The organism is Chitinophaga sp. (assembly GCF_017745275.1).
Lineage (GTDB): Bacteria > Bacteroidota > Bacteroidia > Chitinophagales > Chitinophagaceae > Chitinophaga.
In genome coordinates, this window is record NZ_JAGHZS010000001.1 from 98,159 (window position 1) to 111,538 (window position 13,380).

At 42.1% G+C, this 13,380-nt stretch carries 9 protein-coding genes; 7 read left to right on the plus strand and 2 right to left on the minus strand.

All coding sequences use genetic code 11. From position 1 onward, the window contains the following. Positions 1 to 860 precede the first annotated feature (860 nt). From mnmG to J7623_RS00445, 4 genes are all read left to right on the plus strand, one after another. Positions 861 to 2,729 (plus strand): tRNA uridine-5-carboxymethylaminomethyl(34) synthesis enzyme MnmG, encoded by a 1,869-nt coding sequence (mnmG, locus tag J7623_RS00430; RefSeq protein WP_291915897.1) that lies wholly within the window; start codon positions 861 to 863, stop codon positions 2,727 to 2,729. Between the two features lie 382 nt (positions 2,730 to 3,111). Beyond that, complete coding sequence (locus tag J7623_RS00435) at positions 3,112 to 3,681, plus strand: sigma-70 family RNA polymerase sigma factor (RefSeq protein WP_291915900.1); 570 nt, start codon at positions 3,112 to 3,114, stop codon at positions 3,679 to 3,681. After that, complete coding sequence (locus J7623_RS00440; protein ID WP_291915902.1) at positions 3,674 to 4,924, plus strand: outer membrane beta-barrel protein; 1,251 nt, start codon at positions 3,674 to 3,676, stop codon at positions 4,922 to 4,924. The genes J7623_RS00435 and J7623_RS00440 overlap by 8 nt, the downstream gene beginning before the upstream one ends. A gap of 115 nt (positions 4,925 to 5,039) precedes the next feature. Next, positions 5,040 to 5,459 carry a hypothetical protein gene (locus J7623_RS00445; RefSeq protein WP_291915905.1) on the plus strand — a complete coding sequence of 140 codons (420 nt, stop codon included), beginning with the start codon at positions 5,040 to 5,042 and terminating at the stop codon, positions 5,457 to 5,459. A 4-nt stretch (positions 5,460 to 5,463) separates the two neighbouring features. On the opposite strand, the gene cls is transcribed toward J7623_RS00445, so the two are convergent. Further along, positions 5,464 to 6,942 (minus strand): cardiolipin synthase, encoded by a 1,479-nt coding sequence (gene cls, locus J7623_RS00450; RefSeq protein ID WP_291915908.1) that lies wholly within the window; start codon positions 6,940 to 6,942, stop codon positions 5,464 to 5,466. Positions 6,943 to 7,095: 153 nt separating this feature from the next. Further along, entirely contained in the window at positions 7,096 to 9,237 is a 2,142-nt protein-coding gene (locus J7623_RS00455; RefSeq protein ID WP_291915910.1) for an alpha-galactosidase, read from the minus strand. A gap of 217 nt (positions 9,238 to 9,454) precedes the next feature. On the opposite strand from J7623_RS00455, the gene J7623_RS00460 reads away from it, so the two are divergent. The 3 genes from J7623_RS00460 to J7623_RS00470 are packed head-to-tail and all read left to right on the plus strand — an operon-like array spanning position 9,455 to position 13,291. Continuing rightward, the gene (locus J7623_RS00460) at positions 9,455 to 11,860 is read left to right on the plus strand and encodes an ABC transporter permease (RefSeq protein WP_291915913.1); all 2,406 of its coding nucleotides are present in this window, start codon (positions 9,455 to 9,457) and stop codon (positions 11,858 to 11,860) included. Between the two features lie 36 nt (positions 11,861 to 11,896). Then, complete coding sequence (locus J7623_RS00465; protein ID WP_291915915.1) at positions 11,897 to 12,697, plus strand: lipid II flippase Amj family protein; 801 nt, start codon at positions 11,897 to 11,899, stop codon at positions 12,695 to 12,697. A 60-nt stretch (positions 12,698 to 12,757) separates the two neighbouring features. After that, positions 12,758 to 13,291: a hypothetical protein gene (locus tag J7623_RS00470; RefSeq protein ID WP_291915918.1), complete on the plus strand. Its 534-nt coding sequence runs from the start codon at positions 12,758 to 12,760 to the stop codon at positions 13,289 to 13,291. Positions 13,292 to 13,380 lie beyond the last annotated feature (89 nt).

Below are 13,380 nucleotides of genomic sequence, written 5' to 3' on the forward strand. Positions count from 1 at the left end.
CTGGCGCTTAACAGAAATGTCCCGTAAGGGACTTTTTTATTTCAGGATGTTGGTGAAGTAGATGTTCCACGTGGAACACAATAATGAACGAAAGTAAACAGGAAGATTCTAATTGTGGAGTTATTCGTTCTTAGATATCGAAATGTTCCACGTGGAACATTAAATAAATCTACATAGCGGTTCTGCCGAAGTACCTTGCATCCTCGATTGGTTAAATGAGCATACAAGGCAGAAGAGATACCTATATAAAAGGTTTGCCTGAAAGCTTTATTTGATGGATTAGAATTTCTTCTGATTATCAAGTGAGAGGAAATTAATTGGGGATGGTGCGTTATCTTATTTTGAGGAATGATTACTAAAAGTATAAAGCTACTGTTTGCTAACTCCTTCTTTTCTGCAGGTATTCTTTCTCTTGAAACAGGTAACCTTATTTTCGAGCTTTTATTGTGAGCTCCTACGACCAACCTACATGTTTAAGTAAGGTTTGGAATACAGTTGAGAGCGTTCGTTAGTATTTTTTCTGAAGATGGTAAGAGGGAAATAGAAAGCTTTTTGTAAGAAGATAGATGAAAACAAGTGCTGTTTAGACGGGTAGCTTCAATAAGATAGCACCAGTGAATGAAGGTCTAATTAATTGATAATAGCTTTAGGTTAGTTTTTGAATTCAAAGTGAGGAGTTGCAGATTTGTAGGGGAGATAAAAGACCAGTTTTAAGAGAGGTAAAATGTTCCACGTGAAACATTATCTTTTTTAATGGATAAATATTTGAAAGGCGACAAATAGATGTTCCACGTGGAACATTTCACTTTCTACAAACAATCTCCCTTCTTCTACGTAATTTTGCACTTTCTAAAGTTATTATGTTTCCATCATACGATATCATTGTTGTAGGCGCAGGACATGCCGGTTGTGAAGCCGCTGCCGCTGCTGCTAATATGGGCTCCAAAGTTTTATTGGTGACCATGAATATGCAAACCATCGCTCAAATGAGCTGTAACCCTGCTATGGGGGGAATTGCTAAAGGACAGATTGTAAGAGAAATAGATGCTCTGGGCGGATATTCCGGGATTGTTACGGATCAATCAATGATCCAGTTCCGGATGTTGAATCGCTCAAAAGGACCCGCTATGTGGAGTCCCCGGACGCAAAACGACCGCATGCTGTTTGCTGCCAAATGGCGGGAAGCATTGGAGAAAACACCAAACGTCGACTTCTACCAGGACATGGTAAAAGGACTGCTAGTAAAAGACGGTAGGTGCCATGGTGTGATCACAGGGTTGGGACATGAGATCCAGGCTAAAGCAGTAGTACTTACCAACGGTACCTTCCTGAACGGCGTAATACATATTGGAGACAAACAATTTGGTGGTGGCAGGGTAGCTGAAAAAGCAGCAACCGGTATTACTGAACAATTAGTTTCCCTCGGTTTTGAAAGTGATCGTTTGAAAACAGGTACACCTCCCCGTATTGACGGACGTAGTTTAGACTACTCCAAAATGGAGGAACAACCTGGTGATGATGAGATTGTAGGTTTCTCCTACCTGGATGTAGAAAAGATAAAACCTGCTCAACAAAGAAGTTGCTGGATTACCTATACTAGCGAAGCAGTACACGACATGTTACGTACCGGGTTTGATAGATCTCCTATGTTCCAGGGACGTATACAGGGAACGGGCCCGAGGTATTGCCCAAGCATTGAAGACAAAATCAATCGCTTTGCGGAGAGAGAACGGCACCAACTGTTTGTGGAACCAGAAGGTTGGGATACCGTTGAAATTTATGTAAATGGATTCTCTACCTCCTTGCCGGAAGATGTTCAAATGAAGGCTTTACGCCTGGTACCTGGCTTTGAAAATTGCAGGATGTTCAGACCAGGATATGCTATTGAATACGACTTCTTCCCACCAACACAACTACAGTTTTCCCTGGAAACGAAGCATGTCCAAAACCTGTTCTTCGCCGGGCAAATAAATGGTACCACCGGATATGAAGAGGCAGCTTGTCAGGGTATTATGGCTGGTATTAATGCCCACCTGAAAGCAAAGGAAGAAGCACCATTTGTTCTGAAAAGAAGTGAAGCATATATCGGTGTACTGATAGATGACCTGATTAATAAAGGAACGGAAGAACCTTATCGCATGTTTACTTCCCGGGCAGAGTTTAGAACCTTGCTTCGACAGGATAATGCAGACCTGCGCTTAACAGAAAGGAGTTACAAAATGGGGCTCGCCTCTGAAGAAAGGATGGCGAAAGTGCAGGAAAAGAAAGAAGGCGTAGAAAAAATAAAGCGCATTTTGAAAGAAATATCTGTAGAGCAGGAAGAAATTGGGGCATTGCTGGAAGACAGATCTTCTGCTGCCCTAACACAAAAACAGAAAGCTTACCAGATACTATTACGTCCAAACCTGGACATCTTTTCCATGAAGAACCAGGTTCCAAAAATAGGAGAAGCGTTGGCTGAATTTAGTAAAGACACTTTGGAACAAGCCGAAATCCAGATCAAATACGATGTGTATATTGAGAAGGAAAACGAACTGGTACAAAAAATGAGTCAATTGGAAGACCTCGTGATTCCTTCAAATTTTGACTACGGAAAACTGGTTTCTTTATCAAATGAAGCGAGACAGAAATTCAACAAAATTCGTCCGCATACTTTAGGGCAGGCAAGTCGCATAAGTGGAGTTAATCCAAGTGATGTACAAATCCTGATGGTATATATGGGACGATAAATAAAAAATAGATATTAAGAGCGGATAAGTTGGTTTACAATTTATCCGCTTTTCTTTTACCCAAAAGGTCGAAAATGACAAAAAAAAGTGAAAAATGCGCAAAAAACGACCTTCACAAAGTGGGTTAATTTCGTATATCTCTTTAAGGTTGGATAGAAGTGTTAAAAATAGGGTATAGGGTCGTAAAGAGGCTGAAAACACGTTTTTTATGATAAAATCATTTTTTTTGTGGAAAAGCAACCCTTCTCAACCAGTTATCGTATTTATGATGGATTTGATTTTCTAAAAACCAAAATCAAATAATCATTTTTGAAAAAACGGCCATAACGCATTTAGTATCCAAAAAGCAGACAAGAATATTTTTGTGCAGGATCTGAATAATATGAATGATCTGATTGCCGGTTGCTGCAGAAAAGAACGCAGCAGTCAGGAAGCGTTATACCGAAACTTTTTCGGATACGGATTAAGCATTTGTTTGAGGTATGCGCAAAATCGTGAAGAGGCAGTTGAAATTATGAATGATGGATTCCTTAAAATATTTCAGCACATTCATTCATTTGATACCAGCAGATCTTTTAAAACATGGCTGGCTAAAATCATGGTGAATACATCCATCGATTTTTTAAGGAGTAAAAAGAAGTTGGTATTTGTAGACGACATCAGCCAGGTGCCGGAGCCAGGAACGGATGAAAAAATAATAGATAAATTATCCTATGAAGAATTGCTAAAACATGTACAGGCATTACCACCTGCTTACAAAACAGTATTTAACCTGTACATTATGGAAGGATTCCAGCACCAGGAAATAGCGGCCATGCTGCGCATATCGGAAGGTACTTCCAAATCAAATTTATTCAAGGCGAAGAAAATATTGAAAGAAAGGATTACGAAATCATCCACGAGTGGAACTAATGGGATAGACCTAAATATGCCCTTATACAAAAATGAGTGACGCATTTGAAAATAGTATACGTAAGAAGCTGAACGAAGCTGATATTCCTTTTGACCAGGAGGCCTGGTCAAAAATGGAATCGCTGCTGGACGGTGGGGAAAAGAAAAAACGCCCCGGCGGCTGGTGGTGGTGGCTTTTCCTGTTGCCGCTGCTGGGAGGTATTGGTTGGTGGATGATTTCTTCTAACAATGTGAAGCCACCCTACCATCCCCATGCGCATTCCCCTGTCGAAAATAATTTCGATAGTGTGGTTACTTCTGCTAATACAACACCTACACCTGATCAATCAACTGTAGTTTCTAAGGCTACCAAGCCTGCTATTGCAAAAGGGGCACAAAATGAAGTAGCAAATCTGCCGGGCGCACTCACATCTTCTCCAAATAAATTAAATCATCTTCCAACAAACAAACAAGGTGTTCATCTCCCTAAAAAAAATATAAACACAGACAGCAATAGCATACCGGATAGTATTATCACATCCGGAAAAACAATCACTACAGATAAAGAAGTAGTAATGGCTACGTCATCTTATAACATTGATCTTATTAAGATTAAAAAATTAAATAACGTAGACGGCTATACGAAATTAAATAATATCCCTGAACTACCTATAGATACTAGTATTACACCGTATGTAAGCCATAAGGTTCCCAGAAGAAAGATTAATAATAAGGGACTTTATTTCGGTGTTACACTCGGCCCGGACCTGAATGTGGCGCCATCTTTTAATTATGGAAAAGTAGGTTTTAATGCCGGCGTGCTGGCACATTATTATTTTAACAGCCGCTGGTTTGTTACTACGGGTGCTGTGTACAGTAAAAAGTTATATGGCGCTACGCGCAACGACTACAAAAGCAGCTACATGCCTTATGATTTGGTAAAGGTGAATGCCAATTGTGATGTACTCGATATTCCTGTAAATATGAACTATACCTTCTTACAGGCGAATAACAACACCGTAAGTGCAACACTGGGATTATCCAATTATTTTATGCTGAAAGAACAATACCAGTATATCTATAAATACACGCCAACCTGGGATAAAACAGTGGAAAACCAAAATCAACATTACCTGGCTATTTTAAATGTTGGCGCATTATACCAACATCCGGCAGGAAGGCGTCTGATTGTTGGGGTACAACCTTATGCCAAAATTCCACTTCGTGGGGTCGGATTGGGACAGGTAAAACTGTACTCTGCCGGTATATCTTTTCAATTAAACCTGTTGGGTAAGAAGCGCTAATGGCCGTTTGCCGGCGCTAAACAATCATTATACTACATTGTTATCTTCATAATAACATGCCTGCTGCTTACGTGGCACGGCATTTTCAGCATTTTCCACACTAAAAGTTATGATTATGAGCAATAAAGATAACAAACCAGGTAAGGGAAATTCTAAACCGCAGAAAAAAGAAGAAGATGAATTTCCAGGTTATCCAGAATATCCGGCAGGAGAAGATATCATGAACAAACGGAACCGCAACAGCGAAGTAGATTTGGACGTGAACCAGCTCACCGGTTCTTTCCGCCACAATAGTGAATTACCTACCGGAAAGAAGAAACCAGCCGGGCAATCGACTGACGAACAGGAAGAAACCTGGCGCGAAGATAAAGTAGGAGATGACCTCGACATACCAGGAGCAGAACTGGATGATGATGAGGAAAATATTGGGGAAGAAGATGAAGAAAACAATATTTATAGCATAGGAGGCGACAGACACGAAGATCTCGAAGAAGACAACGGTGAGTTCCTTGACCTGGACGAAGACAAAAATTAGGACCTTATAACAGTGGTGTGAGGAGTCTGCATAAAGCATCCATAAAGCGCTTGATCAGATTACGCTTATTCCATCGGGTTTCCTGAACAGGAACGGAATATAAAAGATCATTTTCAAACGTCCGGTTAAGTTTGGCTGCTACTTCTTTATCATAGATCAACGCACCAATTTCACAGTTCAGATAAAAGCTGCGGTTATCGAAATTAACAGAGCTTACCCAGGCCAGGTTGTCGTCAATGACCATGGTTTTGGCATGAATAAAGCCGTGGGTATAAAAGAATATTTTTATACCAGCTGCCAGCAACGGTTTTATATATGAGAGAGCGGCGTGTTGAACAATATAGGAATCGCCTTTTAAAGGCAATAGCAATTCTACGTCTTTCCCGGCCAGAGCCGCCATTTGCAAGGCTGTCAGCAACTCTTCTGTAGGAATAAAATAAGGATTACTGATACGTATTCTTCTTTTTGCAATGTTAATAGCCATTAGAATACTCTGCATGGCTATAGGCCATTCAGAATCGGGGCCACTGGCTACAATGTCAGTAAAGCAGGTACCAGTTAAAGCTGACCGGCCAAAGTAGGGCGCTGCAAAAGGAAATATATCTTTACTACAATAACGATAGCTCATCAGAAACTGTAGTTGCAGAATGTTTACCGCATCGCCTTCAATACGCAGATGTGTATCGCGCCAAAACGTAGGATGCTTGCCGTTATTGATATAGCGCTCATCCAGGTTGATACCGCCAACGAAGCCAACAGTACCATCTATGACAATAATTTTTCGGTGATTACGGTAGTTGGCATTCAGATAAAAATCAACCAGAACGGGGGAGAAGGGATATACATGAGCGCCATGTTCTTTCAGCCGTTTGGGAATATCGCCGATACGGTCACTCCCCATATCGTCGTAGAGTAAACGTACCTGTACACCTACATTTAATTTTTCGATCAATATTTCCGTGATCTCGTTGCCTACATCATCTGCCGAAATCATATAATACTCAATGTGGATATGGTGTTTGGCAGCACGTAACGCACTAAAAACGGCCGGAAATTTTTCTTCTCCATTGATCAGCAGTTGTACCTGGTTATTCTTGCTCAGAATAGACTGACGGGTGTTTAACAGCATGGCAGAGAGTTCCTGCTTATTACCGGCTTGTTGCCGTAGCTCCAGTTGCATTTGCTCTATATGCGATCGCTGCGACTCCCAGTATCGCAAAAACAATACTTCATCTTTACTCCCTTTCAAAGTAAAGCGTCTTTTCTTTCGCAGGTCCCGCCCGAGGTAATAGTATACAATCAGTCCTAAAACAGGAATAAATAACAACAGTAGAATATATGCCACCGCCTTTACCGGATTGCGGTTTTCCAGCAGAATGGTAGCTACCAGTCCAACAAAGATAAGCACCAGCAATACGCTGCTGCCTATTTTAATGTATGGATGCCATTCTGTACCCGTAAGATATCCGATCAGCGTTTTCATAAATTATTAGCAAGATATATTATTAACGCGTTTCCGCTAAAATGGTTATATCGCGTTGATGCACCGAAGATACAGCATCAAGGGGAACCGTCTTTTCTTAAAATAAAGATCCCTGATTCCGATAGAACCAGGGATCTTTATTTTTAAGAAAAATTACTCAGCAGTGATTTCGAATATATTGCTGGTAAGTGACCATCCATGGCCGGCTAGCTGGAGGCCTTCTTTCATCAGGTAATCGCCGCTATACAACTGTTCAAAATGAAAATATGAGTGGGTACCGGGAAACAGGTTTATTTCACGGATGCGGTAATTTTTATTTGGATCCAGGCCCTGTAATTTTACGGTTGCAAATACATCATTCTTCCCTATGTTCATCAGGTAGTTGAATAAGATACTTTTTTTCTGATCATCGCTGGTGTATTGAAATACGGCCCTGTTCTCTTTATAAGGAGATACCAGGCGATAAAGATTTCCATACCATACAATATCACTGATACGCCTATACGTTTCAACAGCATCATGACTGAACTGCAGCTCTTGCGGGCTGAAGTCATCTACCTTGATGTCGTAGCCTAGTTTCCCCATCATAGCTACATCGGTACGGAATTTCAATGACTGATGTCCCCAATTGGTGACGTGCGCCGCCATGGTATTAGATGGGAAGAAATGAGAGTAGCCATACTGGATATAAATTCTTTCCAGGCCATCGGTGTTATCGCTGGGCCAGAACTCAGTGAAATATTTTAACGCGCCGTAATCGGTCCTACCGCCACCACCAGAGCAAAGCATGATAGGCAGGTGTGGGTATTTTGCACGGACCCTGTCCAGTACTTTATAAAAACTACGGGTATATTCTATAAAGAGATGTGATTGTTTGTCTTTCAGATAAGGCGACCAGGTATTGGTGAGCATACGGTTACAATCCCATTTGATATAAGCGATACCGGGATTGTCTGACATGGTTTTATCAACGATGCTAAACACGAAATCCTGTACAGCAGGGTTTGTGAGATCCAATACCATTTGATTACGATAGTAATTTTCTGCGCGGTTGGGCAAACGCAGTACCCAATCCGGATGTTTGGTATACAGTTCACTTTTTGGATTTACCATTTCTGGTTCCAGCCAGATACCGAATTTAACACCTTGTTTTTCGGCTTCCTGTACCAGGTATCCCAGTCCATGCGGAAGCTTGGTGGTATTGGGTTCCCAATCGCCCAGTCCTGCATTATCTGCGTTACGGGGGAATTTATTGGCAAACCAGCCATCGTCTAGCAGGAACATATCTACTCCGAGCTTTTTGGTACCGCCAAATAAGCCTACCAGGCGTTGTTCGTTAAAATCCATCCCGGTAGCTTCCCAGTTGTTCAGCAGTGTTAACCGTGGACCTCTGCCATCTAATACGCCGTAATCCAGTGCCCAGCGGTTGAAGTTGCGGCTGGCCTGCCCCTTTCCTTTGCTGGATAAGGTGAAGATAAATGCCGGGGTGGTAAATATTTCGTTGGGTTTCAGCGTATAGTCGCTGGCGTAGGGATTGATACCGGAGTTGATATGCAATTTATTGTGTTCATCTATCTCAAAACCAAATTTAAAATTACCTGTCCAGGCAAGGGTGCCGGCCAGTACTTCGCCACTTTCTTCTTCTGCCGGCTGGTGGAGAGAGAGCAAAAACATGGGAGATTGCTGCATATTAGCGCGGGTGCCCAGTTTGCTGTCAAGAATTTTCATGCCGGTAGTAAGGTATTGTTCCTGCATGTCTACTTCTTTGGCCCAGTCGCCGTGAAACTGTGTGAGCCAGTATTTATCGGAGGCAAGATGCAGCATGGAAGAAGCGTAGGCCGTTAGCTGTACAGGTTTTTTCTCCGTATGTTTTATTTCCGTCCAGGCTTTGATGATATCTTCTTTGAAATAGGTTTCAAAGTGAAGGATAACGGATACCGGGTATACGGGGTCTTTTAATGTAATGCTGGTGGCAGTTACGTTGTTATTTTGTTGAGGCGTAGATTCATGGGAGGCATACTTCAGCTCCAGGGAAGGGTTTCCATCGCTGTGTACTATGCGGATGGCTGGATCAAGCAGACTTTCCATACCAGCGGTAACATAAGCTTCCTGCTGGCCTTTTGATGCCGTATCAGCCAGGGCAGGTGCTATGGATGGTCCGAAGTACTGTTGTACCAGGCGTCCCTCCTGGTTAACACGATATACCAGGCTGGTATGCTGTGTAGCAATACGGATATTTTGTGCCGAGAGCCGGAAACTCAGCAATATCAGGCATAACACCAGAATTCTTTTCATATTTTATCATTTACTAACGAGGAATAAGCGTACAAAATACAAATAAAAACAACCGGTGTATCTGCTTTCATTATTTTTCTATAGAAAGATGCCTGTGCAGAAGTGGACAGCAATTGTACGCTATCGGACATACGAAAGCGAAATATTTATTTGATTATCAATATTTTATCTTGCGGCATTTTTTTAGCGGAAAGGAGTCGCACTATATAATTGCCTTATGATAAAAAACTATTTCCTGGTTGCCTGGAGGAGTATCGTCAAGAACAGATTTTTTGCGATGGTAAATATCTGGGGATTGTCTATAGGAATCACCTTCGTGTTACTGATTGGTGCATATACCTGGGGGGAATTACAGGTGAACCGGTTTGTAAAAAATAATGATCGTATTTTTTTACTGAAAAGTAAGTGGGATAATCCCGATAAAGGAGTGGAGTTTGCAACGTTAGGACCACTAACAAAATCATTACAGGATAATTACCCGTCTCTGGTGGAGAAGGCGTATAGTCATGATGGTATTACAACGGTAGTATCGGTAGGAGACAAACATTACCGGGAAGGAATACACCCGGGAGATGCGACCTTGTTTGATGTATTTAATTTCCCGGTAGCCTATGGAGATCCGCATACAGCCTTTGATAAGCCTAACGCCGTGGTGATTACGGAGAAAAGAGCAAAATTATATTTTGGCAAAACAGATGTAGTTGGAAGGTTGATCAGGATACAATCGTTTGATGGGAAGAATGATGATTTTGAAGTGACAGCGGTGATCAAAGACCTCCCTTTTAATACTATTACTAATTACGGCAAGCCGGAGAACGAGGTTTTTCTGGGGCCAGCCAGCCTTAGATATTTTGGCCGCCTGCAGAGTTTTTTAAGCTGGCAAACAACCAATATCATTGGTTATGTATTGCTGAAACCGGGTGTAAGTCCTGACCAGTTAAAAGTGCCAATAGCCACGCTGATGAAAACAAATGTTACACCTGAGCTGCAAAAGGGGCTGCAGGTGTATCCGGAAGCATTGAAGGATGTTTACCTGGGATTAAATAAGGGATTGGCAGAAAGAATGATCACCATTTTTTCATTTGTTGCCGTGTTTATTTTGCTGATGGCGATCATCAATTTCGTCAACATTTCTATTGGAAATTCTTTAACCAGGTTGAAAGAAATAGGAGTGAGAAAAGCCATGGGAGGAAAGAAGCGGCAGCTGGTATTCCAGTTCATCACGGAATCTGTATTGGTGGTGACTTTTTCGTTTATTGTATCTATCCTGTTATTTGTGTTATTAAGGCCGTTATTTGGCCAGGTCATCGGGAAGGATATTCCTGGCTTGTTGTCTTTCCCTGGCTGGTTCGCTATATTGCCGGTGCTGATCATCCTGTTTACGGGCGCATTGGCAGGCATATATCCTGCATTTGTATTATCTGCCCAGCCTTCAGTAACGGCATTAAAAGGAAAGCTGAAGAATGTTCAGGAGAAGTTATTATTCCGGCGTGGCCTGATCACCGTTCAGTTTGTGACGGCGATAGTGGTATTCATTGCTGCTATTGTTATAGACAAGCAGGTCGCCTTTTTTTTCCATTCAAACCTGGGGTATGACAAGGAAAGGGTAATCACGACCCCTGTTCCCCGTGACTGGACCAATGCGGGGGTACAGCACATGGAAAGAATGCGCGATGAGTTTCGTGCGATGCCCGAAGTAAAGGGCGCGTCTTTTTCTTATGAAATGCTGAATGGATGGAGTAATGGAAGTTTTATGATTTATAAACCGGAGAATGACTCCAGTACGGCGATACCTGCCACATCGATTATTTCTGATGAGCGTTTTGTGGCTACCTATGGTATTAAAATGAGTGCGGGTACGTATTATTCCGGAACATCTGAGGATTCAGCAAAGATTGTTATCAATGAAGCAGCGGCGCGCGCGTTAGGATGGAAAACCGCAACAGAAGCGATGAATAAGCCACTGCGGATCTATAATTTTAACCAGGTGGTATATGTGGGTGGGGTTACCCGTGATTTCCATTTTGGTACCTTAAAGGATGCTATTTCGCCGATTTTGTACACACCGGTACAGGCCATTCCGATTTACCGGTACCTTTCTATTCGTTTGAATCCGGGCAATACGTCGCAGCAAATAGCGGCATTACAGGCCAAATGGCATACTATTTTTCCGGATACGCCTTTTGATTTTAAATTCCTGGATGACAGTCTCGCACAATTATATGAAACAGAACAACAGATGCAGAAGGCTGCAAGGGTAGCCACTGTGGTATCATTGATGATTGTATTGTTAGGCGTATTGGGTATTGTTACCTTAAGTATTGCCAGAAGGAATAAAGAGATGGGAATCCGGAAAGTGTTGGGTGCATCAGTGTTGAATATTGTTGCTCTTTTTGTAAAAGAATTTTCCTGGATTATACTGCTTTCTAACGTAGTGGCGTGGCCGTTAGCATGGTACCTGTTACATAACTGGTTAATGGATTATGCCTACCGGGTCAATATGGGGGCCGCACCGTTTTTGATGGTGGGGAGTTTGCTTATTTTACTGGTAGTTGTTATTATTGTTGGTATGACCGGGAAGTTGGCTTTAAAAAATCCGGTAAGCAGCCTTAGAACGGAATAAAGATTATTTTAGGGGTAGCATTAAATGCCTCCTGAAATGACTACCCAGATTATTTTAGTCCTTGTTCTCACCCTGTTAATTAACCTGATAACAACGTTGTCTTATGCGGTAAGGATAGTAGGGGTGAGAACAGGTAGAATTGCGATTACCTTTTCCTTGTTTAACATCCTGGTTTTATTGTCACGTACCGCAAATACTTTGCAGGCGCCATTATTGGCCAAAACTGTTGAGCAGGATCTGAGGTTGCATCTTACCTCCAATGCGCTTATTTTCCGTTATATTATTTTAGCCTGTACGGCGGGAACGATAATCGGCGCCTTCCTGATTCCTACTTTTCAGCGGTTATTATCCAGGGCAGTAATGCATTTCAGTGTGCACAAGTCTATACCCAGGTTATTTTATCTGGGACTTTCAGGAGCAGGAATGCAGTTTGTAAAAGAGAACTTAAAGATGCCTTCTGGTAGCCATTTACTGGAATTGGCGGATCGGAAAAGCTTTCCTCTGCGTATTTTTGTGTATAACCTGCTGGCTACTGCTATACTCACTATTGCGGTACTATCCTGTGTTTATGCGGCTTATCTCAATCCGGAATATAGAACTACGGCCAGTAATCTTTCAGGGGTTATTAATGGTGTGGCAACCGTGCTAATGGCATTGTTTATAGATCCACATTTATCTATACTTACAGATGACGTGGTTTTGGGTAAAGTAAGTGAGCGTTCTTTCCGCAGATATATTAGTTATATGGTTATCGCGAGGTTAGGAGGGACCTTGCTGGCGCAGCTGTTTTTCCTGCCTTGTGCGCAGTTGATTGCGTTATTGGCAGAAAAAGTATAGTTCCCGATCTGTTTGGAATTCATTAACACATGCTATTTATTTTTTTCGCTTCTTTGGGATATGATTGTTAACCCCAGAAGATTTTTTGTCATTGTTGGTACCCCCCATACAGGCAAAAGAAAAACAACCCAGCAAATTTTTGGAAGAAAGAAGTTTCTTCCCTTTAAAGCGCCTATTAAAACGGCCGCATTAGGCGAGGAACAATTTGTGATAATTCTTCCACGCGCTCTTCCTCCCCACGAGTACCTGGCATATATCAGGAAGCTGATACAGGTTCACCGGGAGTCTGATACGTCTTTTTTTGTGGTCCTTGACCTGTTGTCAGCAGAGGCTGTCCATGAGGTACAATGTATACTGGAGTATTTCAATGGATCTGCTTTTGAAGTGCATTACCTGGTACTAAGCAGCAGCTTGTACGACGAGCGTGTGCTAGGCAATGAGGTAGTTACACTACTGCAGACGAAAATTACCAACGGTACTGTTCACGTATTGGACAGGCTGGTCACAGCATCATTGATTCGTCTTAACGACCGCGCACGAGATATTGTAGCATTGATTTCAAAGGTGTTGGAGAATAAGCCGGTTTATTTTTAAAGTATCCTGAAATAGTAGGAGATCGACACCACAAGTGAGATACCCCCTGGTGACTAGCGCTATGGCATGGAATATGAGGATGTAGTGTT